We start from the raw sequence: 17,195 nt of genomic DNA on the forward strand, positions 1-17,195 counted from the left end.
TTCTGATAAATTCAGAAGTCATCTTTTTGCAGTTTAATATTCAGAGACCCAACGCTTAATCTATTACTTGTAGGCCATCGTCGCATTCACAGCCTTTTTCCAGCCTTCATACAAGCTTTCACGTGTTGATTCATCCATATCCGGGGCAAAAGAGGTTTCCACCCTCACCCGCTTGCGAAGTTCATCCGTACTCTTCCAATATCCAATAGCCAAACCTGCCAGACATGCAGCCCCCAGTGCCGTCGTCTCATGGATAACTGGCCGCTCCACTGTTGCATCCAAAATATCGCTCTGGAATTGCATCAGAAAATTGTTCAATACAGCTCCCCCATCCACCCGCAGCGTCTTCACTGCAATACCTGAATCAATCTCCATGGCTGTAAGCACATCCTTGGTCTGATAAGCAAGTGACTCCAATGTGGCGCGGATAAAATGCTCCTTCGTGGTCCCGCGTGTCAGGCCGAACATCGCTCCGCGCACCTCACTATCCCAGTAGGGGCTGCCCAGTCCGACAAAAGCGGGTACAAGATACACTCCTTCTGTAGACGAAACACGGGCGGCATAAGGCTCACTGTCCTTCGCTTCACGGAACATGCGCAGCCCGTCTCGCAGCCACTGGATCGCCGACCCCGCTACAAACACACTCCCCTCGAGTGCGTATTGCACTTTGCCTTCCTCCAGTCCCCAAGCGATGGTCGTAATCAGGCCGTGCTTGGATTCAACAGGCTGATCCCCCGTATTCATCAGCATGAAGCAGCCTGTGCCGTAAGTATTTTTGATCATCCCTTTTTCGTAACATGCCTGACCAAACAAAGCTGCCTGCTGGTCACCTGCTGCACCGGCGATTGGTACATTCTGACCAAAGAAATGATAATCCACGGTGTGCGCATATACCTCGGAAGAAGGTCTCACCTCAGGTAGCATGATTTTCGGAACACCCAGAATGTCCAGCAGCTCTTCGTCCCACTTTAGTTCATAAATGTTGTACATCAGCGTCCTGGCTGCATTGGAGTAGTCTGTTACATGTGCCGTTCCGCCGGATAATTTCCAGATCAGCCACGAGTCAATCGTACCGAATAATAGGTCACCTCGTTCTGCCTTTTCCCGAGCGCCCTCCACATGGTCCAGTATCCACTTTACTTTAGTGCCTGAAAAATACGGGTCGATCAACAGGCCTGTTTTGCTGTGAAACAGCTCCTCGTGCCCTTGCCGCTTCAATTCTTCACAGATGTCCGAGGTTTGGCGTGATTGCCATACGAGTACGTTATACACGGGCACTCCTGTATTTTTGTCCCACACAGCCACCGATTCTCGCTGATTGGTAATGCCAATGGCAGCCACTTGATTTGCTTTTACACCGGATTCGGAAAGACAGGAGGCAATGACTCCGAGAATAGAGCTCCAGATTTCATTCGCATTCTGCTCCACCCAGCCGGGATGAGGAAAATATTGTGGAAATTCTCGCTGAGCCGAGTACACTACATCTCCTTCGCTATTGAACAAAATCGCTCTTGAGCTTGTCGTTCCCTGATCTAGTGACAAAATATATTTTCCCATTGTTCATCTCTCCTCGTGTAAATCCATCGTTTTTAAGCTGTAAGTTTGTGATCCGTTTTATGATTTTTATAAGTACGACTCATACGGAAGGTAATCAAAAGTACAATCACGATGATCCCTAGTAAAATCCAGAAAGCCGGAGTTACACTCCCCTTAAAAACAGCCTGATAAAATAGCCCTGCGAAAGATCCACCCAACAGCGGCCCTACAATGGGTACCCAGGCATATTTCCAATTGGATGCTCCCTTACCGGGAATCGGTAGTAAATAATGCATCAGACGCGGCCCAAAATCTCTCGCTGGATTGATGGCATAGCCCGTTGTGCCTCCAAAGGATAAACCGATACTGACAACCAAAAAACCCACAATCAGCGGTTTCAAGCCCCCTGTAAATGAATTGGCACCAAATGACTGCAGAGCAAGAACAAAGATGAAAGTACCTATCATTTCACTAAGCACGTTGGCAAACGGATGATCAATAGCCGGTCCTGTCGCAAATACACTGAGTTTGGTTGCTGTGTCCTCCGTCTCTTTCCAGTGAGGCCAATAATGCAAAACGACGATTATCGCACCCGCCATGGCCCCGAGAAGCTGAGCCACAATATAGCCGGGAACGTCCTGCCACGGAAAAATGCCCTGAAATGCCAACGCCAGTGTCACTGCCGGATTCAAATGCGCTCCGCTGATTTCACCCACTGCATACACCCCAATAGCAACCGCGAGCCCCCATCCCATTCCAATCACAATCCATCCGGAAGCGTGAGCAAATGACTTTTTCAGGGACACCCCTGCGCACACTCCGCCACCTAGGGCAATAAGAATCATTGTCCCTATGAATTCGGCTGCGTATGGCGACATATAACCTACCTCCTCAATAGATCATCCGATTTCGATCGCTTTCATCGCGCAAAAAAAGAAAAGCCATCACAAACCAACCCTGTGCTGTACCATGGGATGTCTGCGTGGCTCTCTTGTCTCCGTCACGATTATTAACTTAAATTTGATACTATATAAGCATGTAAGCGATGTCAACTGCGGATTTACGTCTTTTCATAGCTTAAAATAATCGTTGACCATGTTAGATTATCCGATTTATGATGTAAAAAAATGGTTTAATGTAAGGGTTTCAGGATGAATACGACACTCCCAAACTCGATGAAGAAGGGAAGAATGTTATGCTGAAATTTCTGCAAAAAATCGGCAAGTCGTTAATGCTTCCAGTAGCCACTCTACCCGCCGCAGGGATTTTGCAAGGATTAGCACTGATTAATTATGAAACGGATATACCACTTGGTCCCGGAGTTGGCGGATTTCTGAATCATTATGTCACTCCTTTTCTGAACGAGGGGGCGGGGGCCATCTTCGGTAACCTTGCGCTCATTTTCTCCATCGGTGTTGCCATTGGTCTGGCAGGCGACGCAGTAGCCGCATTATCGGCAGTCATTGCCTATATGGTGCTGACCCGTATTTTGGCGGCAGTGCCGGGTATATTTGCATATATTCCAGACGACGTCAAGCTGGACATGGGCGTATTGGGTGGTATTTTTATCGGTGGATGGTCTGCTTTTCTGTTTAAAAAATATCACAATATTCAGCTCCCAGATTGGCTTGGCTTCTTCTCGGGCAAACGTTTTGTCCCCATGATCACCGCCTTTACGACCATGATTCTGGCCATTCTGCTCGGTATGATCTGGAGTCCGATACAAGATGGGATTGCAGTCTTCGGCAACTGGATTGTCGGCTTTGGCGGAATCGGATCAATGATATTCATGATTGCCAATCGGCTGCTGATCCCACTCGGTTTGCATCATGTGTTGAACTCGATCGCATGGTTTCAAATTGGTGACTACACCAATGCTGCCGGTGAGGTCGTTCATGGTGACCTGACGCGTTTTTTCGCAGGCGATACATCGGCGGGTATATTCATGTCCGGCTTCTTCCCCATTATGATGTTCGCTCTGCCAGCAGCAGCCCTCGCATTCATTCATACGGCCAAACCGGAAAAACGTAAAGCCGTCGCTTCCATTTTCATCGGTTCTGCACTGGCATCGTTCCTGACCGGAATTACCGAGCCCCTCGAATTTTCGTTTATGTTCATTGCACCATTGCTTTACGGCGTTCATGCTCTGCTGACAGGCCTGAGCGGCCTGGTCGTATACCTATTGGATGTCAAACTCGGCTTTTCTTTTTCAGCAGGACTCATTGACTATCTGGTCAATATGAAACTCTCCACCCACCCATTGCGAATGATCCCGGTCGGGCTTGTCTTCGCCCTCATTTATTACTTTCTGTTCCGATTCATCATTCTCAAATTCAACCTAAAAACTCCTGGGCGTGAAGATGATGTAGAAGACGGTCTCCTGTCTGAGGCTAACGAATCTGTACCCATTGGAAAGGCAAGCGCCACATCCGACACTCAGTCCAGTCAGGCAGGCAGAATACTAACCTATCTCGGCGGTTCAGACAATATTCAAAGCATTGATGCCTGCATCACACGGCTGCGTCTTGTCGTCAAAGACGACAAAGCGGTTAATGATCAAGCTCTCAAGCAGCTCGGAGCATCGGGAATCATCAGGCTTGGTAACGGTACCCTGCAGGTTATTTTCGGGACTCGGTCCGAAATTCTGAAAGATGAAATACAGCGATTGATGTAAGTAAGTTCAGGTTCACAAAAAGGGTATCTCTTCAATCATCGAGATACCCTTTGGGGTTGCCGTCAATACGCCAATAACTTAGATACGCCTAAATTATGATGTCATATATGCGTTGTTATCTGTATTATTTCTTTTAGGCATTTATCTTAGATCGGTGCTTTGCGCTCTTTTTTGTTTCAACAATAACCATTCACGACATACCTTTACCTTTATCTGCGCAAAGGCATAGACGATGCCGAAGGAGCATGCTACAGTCGTCAGATAAACCAAAAGCAGTGCCACAAATAAAGGAAGCTGACTTAGCAAATCACCGACCAAGCGCAGCACGATGACCAAAATAAATACGTTCGCTGTAAAGGCCCGGTACGCATAAGTAGATAACCATTTGTAATAGGGAAGTGAACGGGAATTTACGCTGATCAAATGTCTTGCCAGCATGTAAATCAGGAAAATCACTACCAAGCTGTACAAGGTCATGGATGGCTTCAGATAAATCAGATTTCCGAAGGACATATCCTCAAAACCAAAACCGAAAAATTCGTGATTTGTCCAAATGAGAATAAGAAGCATTACCGGAATGAGTATGAACTGAATCCGGCGAAGCACTCCGTCGAACTGTTTCTTATATACCCAAGCGATTCCACCTAGTAAAGCATAAATAAAATAACTAACGAAAAAGCGGTCAAGGTAACGCAGACTAATCGCATATGCTCCTTGGAATACGAAGGTATCGTACATCCATAGCCACGCTCCGAAGATCACGAAGCTCACAATAAGCAGCGGAATGACCCGCTTAGGCTTAGCCAAGTATTTGTAGCAGATGAAAATAAGGACTGGCATCAGCAATTGAAATTGCAACATCATCACCGTGTACCAAAACTGTGATGATGCATTACCGAGCACAAATGACTCGATGAGCGTCCGGAATGATGCAACGTGCTGATTAACCTGAATTTCCGGGAAGAAAATTAAGCCAGCCGCTGCCCACAGTAAATAAGGGATCACGAGCTCCCCGAATTTTTCCTTGTAAAAATGGGATACCTTCGTATGCTGATTATTTTTCACCATCCCATATACAATGGCAAAAATAAAGACTGGCGCAGTATACTTTACTATATTGAAAATGACGCCTAATAAGGCTAGGTTATCGTTAGTGTGTGCATACTTCAGAAACATCCCCAGAACGCTTTGCAAGATCGCTCCGCTGACGGCAAACACCTTTAAGATGTCGCTCTCATTAATATTAATATTCCGCTCTTCAGTGTTTTCCATAATACGCACTTCCCCTTTGACAGCTTTCCTGAAGCCAAATGGTCGTGCATTCCTCCCTTTTGCCGTTGATTATAGCTCCTTATTGCCAAGGATTACGAACGAGCTTGGGACCCGAAGAAGTTCGCAGCACCACAGTGCTGGCCCGTCTCTCAAGAATTTCGCGCAGGACGTAGGCACCGTCTCTTGTCTCCAATTGAATGTCAATTCGAACACCCAGATGCTCCAACTTGTGCACAAGTCTTTCAGCTACTGCATAATCAATAACCTCTGAACCATCTATAACAAGGTCAAGATCACTCGTTTCCTTCACAGTCGGGTATTGCGTTACTATTTCGAATCCTGCGCTCCCCGCTGGCCCCCAGCGCCAATCCGCCATCATTTCTGCTAACAAGTCCATCAACTGAAGGACAGGCTGCTGCCGTCTCTCTGTAGGCAAGGAGTTCCACATCTGACGTTTCACTATCGCATAGGGAGACACGAGCTGGGACACCCCCTTCGGGTCCAGGAATGCAGCTTCCCGTTGATTTCGCTCCTGTCCACGTACTCCGACGGGAATACAACCATCCGCCGACGGATCGGCTCGGCGAACGACCACAAAGGGGGTCCGCCTCAGCGAGGCGGTTACCCACTCCTTGTCTTCATATAAGGAGAGATATTTCAAATTGGACACTTCAATCAGATCATGTGGATGGATTACCATTGCTCCAAAAGCGCATCTCGAACGCCACGGGTTGCAGTCCGCCCACCCGCCATAGCTTCCTTAGTCTGCAATCGGAAGCTAAGGTCGCGGGGCGCTCCTTTTGTACTCTCGATTGCCTCGGAAACGGTCTTTTCCACGATGGCTACATCACTACTCTGTGGATCGTCTGCATGGATACCGCTCAGCATCTGATATAATGCCCCCAGAGTACTGTAGCTACGAACATCGTAGGCCATAGCTGGAACTTTCTTGGTAGCTTCTTCAAGCTCGGCAATCGTCCGCTTGGTAATCCGAGCAGCAGAAGCCTTGGACATGGCCTGAATATTGACCTTGCTGTCATCCAGTGCGATCAAACGATTCGATTGCAGCCCATGCGCGAGGAAGCCCCCGGAAATCGCGTTACCGACAATCACACCGATAACTGGATGGCCTTCTAATCTAGCGGTTGCGTAAGCATCTGCACTTGCAGCCAGGGCAAGACTGATACCGACCATTTCTTCCTTATAGCCATAGGCTTGACTGGGTACATCAATGATGGCAATGATCGGACGTTTGGTTTCTTTTTTCTCATCTTGACGGATTGCGTCCCTGATGATTTGAGCCACCGTCCAGCCTTCAAGCATACCAACCTCACCGTTTCTGACACGCGGGAATCGGTTGGAGGCATTCGGAACAATGGCGATATATCTGCACAGTTGTCCGTGCTTATCCACGTCTGCCGCAAGCACTGAAGGAACATCGCTGATTGGGTGAGCAATGCCCGTCAAGCGAGAGAACCAGCGATAACCTCTACTATCCGACATGTCGGCCGCACCCTCTTTTGCCAGCGGGACAGGCTGCTGCACAGGCTGTATCTGCGTGTAAAATTCGCGATAGCGCTCAGGTGTCCAAGCTTCTGTAGGATCAAGAGTGTTTAACAGGGTCAGATAGAAATCGATTTGCTCTGTTTTAGCAGGCTTCGCCGGTGCCTTGAGCGCAGTATCAATCGCTTCGACAACTGCATCCGTCGTATCTTCCACCATTTCGTCAATCAATCCGGTTTGGAAGCGCTGGTTAGCTCCGATTGTGTTCCAAATCAAGGCTTTGTCGCTTGCATCGAACTCCATGACCCCTGCTTCCTGCTCAATGACCTCCGGCCCGTTCAGACCGAGGCGCGCTTTCTTCGTAGCAATCAGAGTGGTAAACAATTCTGCAGTAATGGACATTCCCCCAAATGCCCCTACGCGGCCCGGGATCAGTCCGATAACAGGAACGTATTTACGCAGGGCAACGATCTGGGTAGCAATCTCCGAAATCGACAACAATCCATAGTTCGCTTCCTGTAGCCGAACACCCCCTGTATCGAAGATCATGACGGGATATAGTTTGTTCCCTCTCTTATTCTCTTCCAGTGCCAGTTCGAGCGCTCCGGAAATTTTGGCCCCGCTGACTTCTCCAATCCCCCCTCCTTGAAAAGCGCCTTCCATCGAAATGATCAAGACCTTCTGTTTGTGTATTTCGCCAAGAGCCAGAATAATCCCGTCGTCGCTCTGAGGAACAATGCCTTGCGGCTCTAGGTGGGGGGATTGGATTTTGTCTAACGGCCCAAGTATCTCACGGAAAGTCCCTTCGTCCAGCAGCGCTTTAGCTCTCTCGCGTCCATTCAGCTCCACAAAACTATTCTGCATAATCCAGCACCTCCAGCACTTGCGTAAATCTAAGCATTACTACACCCGGAGTAGCTCCGAAGTCATGAACTGTAATATTGGCAGTAATCGGATAACGGTTAAAAAAACGGGTCAGAACATTCTCCCATACTTGTTCAAATCCTTCACTGCCTGTTAAAATGCTGACGTTGGTGGTCTGGCCTTTTACAGGCTCTACAATAATCTCCAAATCTCCCGAACCGACAACACCTATATGTGCCGGCTTACAGATGGGCTTCGTAGTCTGGTATTGAAACTGTAATTTTTCCATCCTTCAGAAACACCTCCAATTAAAGTATCAATCGATTAGAAATAATGTGGCAGCTAGCAGATCAGCACTACCTCCGGGTGAGAGTTGTCTAACATTACAATACTCGGACAAGCGGTAGAGCAGCTTTCTGCCCGACTGGGTTCTTAATCCATCTGCTGCAAGGAAGGCTGCGGCCATACTCTGAATCGCCATCAGATCCGTCAACTGACCGCGGTGTAGGATGCAGGTATCATCCACACATGCCACCAAGGCCAATAAAGCTTCTAAGCGTGCTTCGACCTCTGTCTTCCCACAAGCCCTAGCGCGCAGCAAAGCAGGTAAAGCTTCGTCCCGGATGTGCGGAAAGCCTAGCTTCGCTTCTTCCTCTGCCCCCACTACCGCGTATTTCTTCTTAACCGTTCGTCCATTCGTCTGCTGCATCGGACGGTACCGGTCATGGAACGATGCAATTCTTCCTGCAATGCTCATAATCTGATGTGGGTCCCGCTCCCTTGGAAAGGCTGCCCGTGCACTTGTTAAAAGCCCAAGGGCCCAAATGGCACCCTTATGTGTATTGACACCGTTCGTTGCACTGAGCATCACCTTCTCGCCCTCCCGCCCGATTAGAGCGATCTGCTCACGCAAAGTCTGGTCCACCGGGTGAAGGTATGACACAATGGCTATTTCCCGAAACGTATCCTCCAATGCTCTTGCGGATGCAAGCATAAGATCGATGGACATATCAGTATGAGAGCCATTGTCTCTGGCATCGACAAGTCCAGGCTTGGGCGTAAGAAGAGCCTCTTCCATCAGTGCCTTTACAGCTTTGGCAGCCAGAGAAGCCGCGAAAGCTGAATGATTCATCGTGAGCATGGCTTTAAGACCAGCTCCGGAATTTAGCCGGTGGATCATACAATCCGTCTGACCAATCTACTAGATCGTTAATCGTCTGTGCTGCCAGCATCGAGCGCTTGGCTTGTCTGCGCATGATCCCAAGATCCTCCGGATAGGCCACGATCCCTCTGTCACGCAACAGGCTTGCATCGCTTTCATTACTTTCCATTCCTAAAGGTGTTACGCCTCCGATTGCCGCGAGAGCCTTCTTTCTCTCCTCTATGCTGTCCGTCTTGTAGAGGTATGCAATGCCTTCCTCGGTAAGGACGTGGGTGACATCATCCCCGTAGATCATGATTGGCGTAATGGCGAGACCAGATTCATCCTTCACCTTGATGGCATCTAGCGAATCTACAAATACTGGCTTTTTGTTGGCACCGTATGTTTCAACCATCTGCACGACCAATTTCCGGCCTTTGGAGAGTTCCGTCGGGCGCTCGATCATGTCAAGCCAGGCAGGAGTCGCATGTCGCCGCCCCCGAGGATCATGCCCCATATTCGGCGCTCCTCCAAAACCGGACAATCTGCCGGAAGTAACGGTAGACGAATTACCTGCACAGTCCATTTGTAGCGTTGATCCGATAAACATATCTACAGCGAACTGGCCTGCAACCTGACACATCGCGCGGTTGGAGCGCATAGATCCGTCCTTGCCGACGAAGAACACATCTGAACGAGCCGCAATGTATTTCTCCATACCGACCTCGCCTCCAAAGCTGTGAATGCTTTCGACCCAACCCGATTCAATCGCCGGAATCAAAGTTGGATGCGGATTCAGGGCCCAGTGCTTGGCAATCTTCCCTTTCAGGCCAAGCTGTTCACCATAGGTCGGCAGCAAAAGCTCAATCGCTGCAGTATTAAAGCCAATGCCGTGATTAAGCGACTGCACCTGATGTTTTCCATAAATACCCTTGATCGCCATCATGCCCATCAGGATTTGCAGTTCAGTAATATTCTGCGGATCACGGGTAAACAGTGCTTCCAGTGCGTACGGTTTTTCGGCCTGTACAATGACGTCGACCCAGGACGCTGGAATATCGGTTCGCGGTAGCTCATCCACGATTTCGTTAACCTGCACGATTACGATCCCATCCTTGAAAGCCGCCGCTTCCACGATCGTCGGAGTTTCTTCCGTATTGTTTCCGGTATACAGATTGCCCTCGCGATCTGATTTGTCTGCCGCTACCAGCACCACATCTGGAATAAGGTCAATGAAGAGACGTCCGAACAATTCCAAATACGTATGGATGTCACCGAGCTTAAGTATCCCGTCATCAATCATTTGCGCAACACGCAGGCTTTGAGAGCCACTGTAGGAGAAGTCCAGCTTCCCGGCGATGCCCTTCTCGAAAATATCCAAATGTTCGGGTCTTGAAATGCTGGACATAATCATATGCAAATCATGCACTTTGCCAGGATCGACTTCCAGCAGCTTCTGGGAAAGGAAAGACGCTTGCTTCTGGTTATCTCCTTCCAGGACGACCTTCGCGCCTGGATCAATTAGCGCCTCCATCAGGTCGACAATTCGGGAGGAGTCGATGTATTTTCCGTCGAGCCACTTTTCCACCTTTCCTAACTTTTCCTGCTTTTTATCACGTTTTTGTGACCAGGATCGCAGTACTTTATTCATTCTTCTTGCTCCTTCCATTTTCTAATCAGATACTGAGTCGCTTCCAGACCGATCTCGTCCACGGCCATTTGCCGGGTATCCTTGTGGGCTTGCTTGACAAGTCTGGAAAGAGTATGACCCGGCGGCATCTCGATGAAACAGTCAGCTCCCGATTCGACGCAGACAGCCGCCATATCCATCCACCGAACGGGATATGCTACGTTTAGTGCAAGGTCCTCCGCGATTTTTTCCTTGGCTTTCGTCTTTCTGCCCGTATGATTCACCAAATATGGTATTTGAGCGTCCCGCAAAGAAAAAGTGTGTATTTTCAGCAATAGCTTATTGGCTACCTCTGACATCAGCGGGGAGTGTGAAGGAATCGGAACCTTCAGAAGCGCTGTTTTAGCGGTCCCAAGCTCTTTCACATGCATAAATGCTTTATTTAACCCTACCAATGATCCGGATACGACGATTTGCTGCTCTGCGTTTATATTCGAGAGGTAGACTGGCGTCGCCTCACTATGGGAGAGAAGCACGGCTTGTTGAACCTCGGCCTGCGTAAGCCCAATAATCACACCCATTCCATAGCCTTCAGGAAAGGTTTCTTCCATCAACCGGGCACGGAGCCATACGATCCGAAGCGCATCCTCGAACGAGAGAACTCCCGCGATGACCGCCGCAGGAAATGCACCAATGGAATGCCCTGCCACGAATTGGGGCCGGATACCCTGCTCGATCAACCGGTAGGCTATTGCCGTCTCCTTAACGAAGAGTGCCATCTGAATCCAGACCGTTGAGCCCATAGCCTCCTCATCATCACGCAGTTCAGTTCCGATGATACTTGTTGCCTTTTTCAAATACTCGGGTACATCTTGGAGCATTCCAGGAACCTGTGACCCCTGGCCGGGAAATGTAAAAACGATGTTCAGAATCTCACCACCTTTAGCGGATTCATTTTCTTTACATTGTTAATTGTAAGAAGTGAGTAAATACCTGTAAAATATATATATTCACATATGATCGATAACCTAGTGGTTATAAAGGAGATTTTTCACTATGGATTATTTGCAGCTTAAGTATTTTCAAGTGACCTCGAAGTATGAGCATGTCACACGTGCCGCGAACGAGTTGTTTATCTCACAGCCTGCCTTAAGTAAAATGATTAGAAACCTGGAGACGGAATTGGGTGTGCAGCTATTTGACCGCGAAGGAAAACATATCGTGCTGAATGAATATGGAAAGAAGTTCCTGAAAAGAGTGAACCAGTCGCTATCAGCGCTAGAGCAAGGCGTATCCGAAGTCAAAGAAATGAAGAACGAAAAGGTAGAGGTCATCACGTTATACGTCGCTGTCGGCTCTATGCTATTGCCCAACCTTGTCGGCAAGTTTCGCGATCTCTATCCTCAAATTAGATTCAACCTGACCCAGCACCCTGCGAAGATGAAGAAAGGACCGGCGTACGATTTTGCGATTACGTCCGAAGAGTTGGCGGACAACGAGCATGCGATCCTGCTGGAGGAGGAAATTTTGCTTGGCGTACCAAAATCTCACCCTCTGAGCGTTCAGGACACCGTATTCCTGAAAGATCTAGAGCATGAGAAGTTTATCAGCCTTACACCTGGTAATTCGCTTAGGAAAACAACGGACCTCTTTTTTACTCACATCCCTTTTGAACCCAACATCGTCTTTGAAAGTGATGATCCGGCAACGGTAAGAGGGTTGATTCAAACAGGACTTGGCATCTCCTTTATTCCTTCTATCCTGTGGAGGAACGTCGTAACCGAAGACATTAAGCTGCTTCAAATCAGGGAGCCTCGATGTATGCGAACAATCTATCTGTCCTTTCCTACTGGGGAACTGCACACCGATATAGAGAAATCGTTCTTCGAATTCATCATTAGATTTTTCCAAGATATTGCTCAGCATTGACGATTTAGATACCTTTTGACATAATATCTGCCTTATTGTTTTATCATTCTTCGGATTAGTAAGATCAATATCTTTAGAGTATTTAATTTCTATACATGCTTTGTTTCAATTTTTTTGTTTTTGGTTAAGTCAATGCACATAAATGGGTAACAGCTTCATATGATGGAGCTAAACCATTTACAACTTGTTTAGCAGGCAGATTATCTCAGACAGCAAGGAGGGAAATGATGTGAAAACAGTACAATGGCTGGTATTATGTCTTGCTTTTCTCACGATGTTCAGTGCTTGTAGTGGACCCTCGTTCTCTGAAAGTCAATCATCTGAAACTAATTTGTCAAACGGAAAAAAGATAACGCTTACATTGTGGTACTGGAACCGTTCCATTGACGATGAACTACTCGCCCAGGCGGAAAAACAATTTCCCAACATTGAATTAAAAACTCAAAAAATAGGCGGTGACTTCAAAGCCAAACTGAAGACAACGCTCGCAGCTCGTTCCGGTGAACCAGACATCGTAGCTCTGAACGATTGGATGGTGGAGCTGTTCCCCAGTGCGGATCGTTTTTATGACTTAAGGGAACTCGGAGCAGACCGCTTAAAGGATCAATATTTGGAATGGAAATGGAATCAGGGGATCACCCCTGATGGTAAAATGATTGCATTTCCCATGGATACAGGACCTACCGCCCTCTTCTACCGAAGTGATCTGTTTGAACAAGCAGGCTTGCCTAGTGATCCTGAAAAGGTTAGTGCCTCCATCCGCACATGGGATGATTACATGGCGGCCGGAGAACAACTTCAGCAGAAATTCGGAAGCCGTTCGTTTTTGGCTGATAATATTGTAAACGTTTACAATCAGGTACTCGCTCAGCATATAAACCTTTACTTCAAGCCGGATGGCAGCTATATCGGCAATCAATCTCCTGACATCCGTCTGGGCTGGAAAACCGCTGTCGATTTCCACAAGAAGCATCTGCTCGCCAATGCGGATGGCTGGACTCCCGAATGGAACGCTTCAGTCAATAACGGCAAAATCGCCTCTTTTGTAGGGGCTATCTGGATGAAGCAAGTTCTCACAGAGGCCGCGCCGGATACAGCGGGTAAATGGAGAGTCGCCCGTGCTCCTGGAGGAGACGGCAACCTGGGTGGTTCTTTCATTTCTATCCTCAAATCCAGCAAACATCCCAAAGAAGCCTTTGAAGTGCTGACCTGGCTGCAAAACCCGGAACACCAACTGGAAGCCTACCACAAAATCGGACTGTTCCCGTCCACTCCCGGCGTCTATAACGATCCTATCATGGGGACACCCGAGCCTTTCTTTGGTGGTCAGGCCACCGGACTCATCTTTGCCACCTCCGCACGTAATGTGAAAAGCAGCTATTTCGGCGAGCGCTATCCTGTCATCCACGGCATTGTGACCCGTCGTCTTGCTAATGTCGCCAAGCAGGATGCCAATTCCGATGCATTATGGACGGAAACAATGGATCGAATCGAACGGGAATTACAGCGGTAAAAACAAAATCCAAAAAAGGCGTGTGGACAATATGCTGAGAGAAATCTGGAAGCACCGTGCCGTTTATGCTGCGATCTCGCCGTTTTATCTACTGTTTGGCATCTTTGGACTGTTTCCGATTGGTTTTTCATTATATCTAGCGTTTCACAAATGGGACGGGATCGGAGACATGACCTACAACGGCTGGGGCAACTTTCGCTACCTTGTAACAGATCATGAATTTTGGCAGGCTGTAGGCAACACCTTTGTGATCTGGGTGTATGCAACGATTCCGATGCTATTCTTCGCACTGATTATTGCCTTTCTGCTTTATGCCCCTTTTGTGAAAATGCGCACCTTATGGCGAGTCGGATTCTTCCTGCCAAATGTGACGTCTATTGTGGCTGTTGCCATCATATTCGGTGCCTTATTTGCCAACAATTTTGGATTTCTCAACTACCTTCTGCAACTCTTGGGGCTACCCATGGTTCAATGGCTGAATGTGCCATGGGGTATCCAAATCGCCATTTCTTCTATGGTCGTATGGAGATGGATGGGCTATAACTCAATCATCTATCTGGCTGGACTCCAGAGTATTCCGCATGTGCTGTATGAGGCCGCCAAAATAGACGGGGCAACCGGAGCGCAAGCTTTTTTCCGCATCACTATCCCCATGCTACGCCCAGTCATTCTGTTTACGGTGATTACGTCCACCATCGGCGGTATGCAGCTCTTCACCGAGCCACAGGTCCTGGTCGGTAATGACGGCGGTTCCGGGGCAAGTGGCATGACCATCGTTTTATACCTGTATCGCGAGTCGTTCATTAACAACTATTTTGGATATGGTGCAGCCGTCGGATGGGGCATGTTCCTCATCATTGCTCTATTCTCCATCATAAACTGGAAACTCGTTCAAGGTAAAAAATAACGATGGGAAGGAGCTTCACAACATGATGCAGACACGCGCAAAATCCTTTGTTTTATATGCCGGATTGTTGGTGGGAATCATTCTGTCGATGTTTCCATTTTACTGGCTGATCGTCATGGCAACCCGTACAACCTCAGACATCTATCGTTTTCCACCACAATTGTGGTTTGGCAGCCACTTCTTGGATAACATAACGAGAGTATTACAACAGATTAATTTTGCCGGAGCCTTTTTTAATACCCTTTTTGTAGCCGGTTCTGTTACCCTATTGGTTCTGTTTTTCGATTCACTAGCAGGTTTTGCATTCGCCAAGTTTGATTTTCCGGGCAAAAAAGTGCTATTTATCGTTCTGCTAGCTACGATGATGGTCCCTTCACAACTTTCGCTTGTCCCCTCCTTTGTCATGATGGCCTCCTTTGGATGGGTAGGTACGTTCAAAGCGCTTATCATCCCGGGGATGGTAAATGCCTTCGGCATTTTCTGGATTCGTCAATATGCGGAAGAATCCATTCCAAAGGAACTGCTGGATGCGGGCCGGATGGACGGATGCAGCTTTTTTCGACTGTACTTGAATGTAGCACTGCCTATTCTACGTCCTGCGTTCGCTTTTCTCGGCGCATTTACCTTTATAGGAGCCTGGAATGATTATTTATGGCCGCTAATCGTCTTAACGGATGAACGTAAATTCACGCTCCAGATTGCACTGTCACAATTGAACGGGATTTACAATACGGATTATGCGATGGTCATTGCGGGCACCCTGCTGGCTGTACTGCCACTTATTATTTTATTTCTTTTCATTAGCCGCCAGTTTATTTCCGATCTTGCCGCCGGAGCGGTCAAAGATTAGATTTACTTGAATTCCCTTATTCATTTCATGTATAATAGTTAATCGTCATTTCAAATAGCTTACATGATGAAGTTAGGTATCCAACAGGCAATCAGGTTAAGCGATTTACGATTTGAACATGAACAATGAAGAACTGAGGGAAACTTACCAGATGAACAAATTCACATATTATAACCCCACCAAATTAATTTTTGGAGACAATCAAATTGAAGAACTCCAGCAGGAACTGCTGAATTACGGCAAAAACATTTTGCTGGTATATGGAGGCGGAAGTGTCAAACGAAATGGTCTATATGACCAGGTATTAAACGCGTTAGAACCGCTACATCTGAACATTCATGAATTGTCCGGCGTAGAACCGAATCCGCGCTTGTCCACCGTTAAGAAGGGTATCGACATTTGCCGAAATGAAAAAATCGACTTCTTACTTGCTGTAGGCGGTGGAAGCGTTATTGATTGCACCAAAGCCATCGCAGCAGGGGCTGAATATGACGGCGATGTGTGGGATATTATCAACAAAAAGCACATGCCGACCGAGGCTCTGCCATTCGGCACCATCCTCACACTCGCCGCCACCGGTTCAGAAATGAATCCGGATTCTGTTATCACCAACTGGGAAACGAACGAAAAATACGTATGGGGCAGCGCGGTGACGCATCCGAAATTCTCGATTCTGGACCCAAAAAACACCTTCTCTGTGCCACTTGATCAGACGGTATATGGCATGGTGGATATGATGAGCCATGTGTTTGAACAATATTTTCACAATGTTAAAAATACACCGTTGCAAGATCGTATGTGCTTTTCCGTGTTGCAAACCGTGATCGAAACTGCACCTAAGCTGCTGGAGGATTTGCACAACTACGAGCATCGTGAAACGATTTTATATGCCGGAACGATTGCCCTTAACGGAACACTACAAATGGGCTACTTCGGGGACTGGGCTTCGCATACGATTGAACATGCATTATCCGCTGTATATGATATTCCTCATGCTGGCGGTCTGGCGATCCTGTTCCCCAACTGGATGAGACATACGGTGGATCAGGATGCTGCACGCATGAAGCGGCTGATGCTCAGCATGTTTGATTTAGATACCACTGGTAAAACGGATAAGGAAATTGCTTTGGAGGGGATTGATCGCCTGAGTGCATTCTGGACAAGTCTCGGTGCCCCTTCCACCCTGGCCGATTACAATATTAATGATGAGCAATTGGAAAAAGTCGCAAACATTGCAGCCCGTGAAATGGAATACGGAGGCTTCGGTAATTATAAAAAGCTGAATCAAGAAGATATTTCAGCTATTTTGCACGCATCGTTATAACATTCAAAAGGGAGTGTCCTCAAGCCTGTGATGACTGAGGGCACTCCCTTTT

At 47.7% G+C, this 17,195-nt stretch carries 15 protein-coding genes; 6 read left to right on the plus strand and 9 right to left on the minus strand.

Features of this window, described 5'->3' with window-relative positions; all coding sequences use genetic code 11:
• Window positions 1-63: 63 nt before the first annotated feature.
• Window positions 64-1,557, minus strand: a complete 1,494-nt coding sequence (gene glpK, locus BM358_RS17035; protein ID WP_028541561.1) for a glycerol kinase GlpK — start codon at window positions 1,555-1,557, stop codon at window positions 64-66.
• Between the two features lie 32 nt (window positions 1,558-1,589).
• Window positions 1,590-2,414 carry an MIP/aquaporin family protein gene (locus BM358_RS17040; protein ID WP_028541560.1) on the minus strand — a complete coding sequence of 275 codons (825 nt, stop codon included), beginning with the start codon at window positions 2,412-2,414 and terminating at the stop codon, window positions 1,590-1,592.
• A 317-nt stretch (window positions 2,415-2,731) separates the two neighbouring features.
• Here BM358_RS17040 and BM358_RS17045 point away from each other — a divergent pair, with 317 nt between their 5' ends.
• On the plus strand, window positions 2,732-4,210 hold the full coding sequence (locus BM358_RS17045) for a PTS transporter subunit EIIC (RefSeq protein WP_028541559.1): 1,479 nt from the start codon (window positions 2,732-2,734) through the stop codon (window positions 4,208-4,210).
• 141 nt (window positions 4,211-4,351) lie between these two features.
• Here BM358_RS17045 and BM358_RS17050 read toward each other — a convergent pair whose 3' ends face one another.
• The 7 genes from BM358_RS17050 to BM358_RS17080 all read right to left on the minus strand — a co-directional run bounded on the left by BM358_RS17050 (window position 4,352) and on the right by BM358_RS17080 (window position 11,501).
• Window positions 4,352-5,482: an acyltransferase gene (locus tag BM358_RS17050; RefSeq protein ID WP_023989986.1), complete on the minus strand. Its 1,131-nt coding sequence runs from the start codon at window positions 5,480-5,482 to the stop codon at window positions 4,352-4,354.
• A 79-nt stretch (window positions 5,483-5,561) separates the two neighbouring features.
• On the minus strand, window positions 5,562-6,182 hold the full coding sequence (locus BM358_RS17055; RefSeq protein ID WP_028541558.1) for a malonate decarboxylase holo-ACP synthase: 621 nt from the start codon (window positions 6,180-6,182) through the stop codon (window positions 5,562-5,564).
• Window positions 6,176-7,849 carry a biotin-independent malonate decarboxylase subunit beta gene (gene mdcD, locus BM358_RS17060; protein WP_023989988.1) on the minus strand — a complete coding sequence of 558 codons (1,674 nt, stop codon included), beginning with the start codon at window positions 7,847-7,849 and terminating at the stop codon, window positions 6,176-6,178. The genes BM358_RS17055 and mdcD overlap by 7 nt, the downstream gene beginning before the upstream one ends.
• Entirely contained in the window at window positions 7,839-8,138 is a 300-nt protein-coding gene (locus tag BM358_RS17065; RefSeq protein WP_023989989.1) for a malonate decarboxylase subunit delta, read from the minus strand. The genes mdcD and BM358_RS17065 overlap by 11 nt, the downstream gene beginning before the upstream one ends.
• Before the next feature lie 27 nt (window positions 8,139-8,165).
• On the minus strand, window positions 8,166-8,990 hold the full coding sequence (locus BM358_RS17070) for a triphosphoribosyl-dephospho-CoA synthase (RefSeq protein ID WP_023989990.1): 825 nt from the start codon (window positions 8,988-8,990) through the stop codon (window positions 8,166-8,168).
• A gap of 4 nt (window positions 8,991-8,994) precedes the next feature.
• Window positions 8,995-10,641: a malonate decarboxylase subunit alpha gene (gene mdcA / locus BM358_RS17075; protein WP_023989991.1), complete on the minus strand. Its 1,647-nt coding sequence runs from the start codon at window positions 10,639-10,641 to the stop codon at window positions 8,995-8,997.
• Window positions 10,638-11,501 carry an ACP S-malonyltransferase gene (locus BM358_RS17080; protein WP_049828412.1) on the minus strand — a complete coding sequence of 288 codons (864 nt, stop codon included), beginning with the start codon at window positions 11,499-11,501 and terminating at the stop codon, window positions 10,638-10,640. The genes mdcA and BM358_RS17080 overlap by 4 nt, the downstream gene beginning before the upstream one ends.
• 175 nt (window positions 11,502-11,676) lie before the next feature.
• Between BM358_RS17080 and BM358_RS17085 the strand changes: the two genes are divergently transcribed.
• The 5 genes from BM358_RS17085 to BM358_RS17105 all read left to right on the plus strand — a co-directional run bounded on the left by BM358_RS17085 (window position 11,677) and on the right by BM358_RS17105 (window position 17,143).
• Window positions 11,677-12,549: a LysR family transcriptional regulator gene (locus BM358_RS17085; RefSeq protein ID WP_028541556.1), complete on the plus strand. Its 873-nt coding sequence runs from the start codon at window positions 11,677-11,679 to the stop codon at window positions 12,547-12,549.
• Window positions 12,550-12,778: 229 nt separating this feature from the next.
• On the plus strand, window positions 12,779-14,062 hold the full coding sequence (locus BM358_RS17090; RefSeq protein ID WP_028541555.1) for an ABC transporter substrate-binding protein: 1,284 nt from the start codon (window positions 12,779-12,781) through the stop codon (window positions 14,060-14,062).
• A gap of 31 nt (window positions 14,063-14,093) precedes the next feature.
• A complete protein-coding gene (locus tag BM358_RS17095; protein ID WP_028541554.1) occupies window positions 14,094-14,969 on the plus strand; it encodes a carbohydrate ABC transporter permease in 876 nt (291 codons plus the stop codon).
• A gap of 22 nt (window positions 14,970-14,991) precedes the next feature.
• The gene (locus BM358_RS17100; RefSeq protein WP_023989996.1) at window positions 14,992-15,819 is read left to right on the plus strand and encodes a carbohydrate ABC transporter permease; all 828 of its coding nucleotides are present in this window, start codon (window positions 14,992-14,994) and stop codon (window positions 15,817-15,819) included.
• 151 nt (window positions 15,820-15,970) lie between these two features.
• Window positions 15,971-17,143, plus strand: coding sequence for an iron-containing alcohol dehydrogenase (locus BM358_RS17105; RefSeq protein ID WP_028541553.1), 1,173 nt, complete (start codon window positions 15,971-15,973; stop codon window positions 17,141-17,143).
• The last annotated feature ends 52 nt before the right edge of the window (window positions 17,144-17,195 follow it).

Source organism: Paenibacillus sp. cl130, assembly GCF_900116035.1.
GTDB classification, from domain to species: domain Bacteria; phylum Bacillota; class Bacilli; order Paenibacillales; family Paenibacillaceae; genus Paenibacillus; species Paenibacillus polymyxa_B.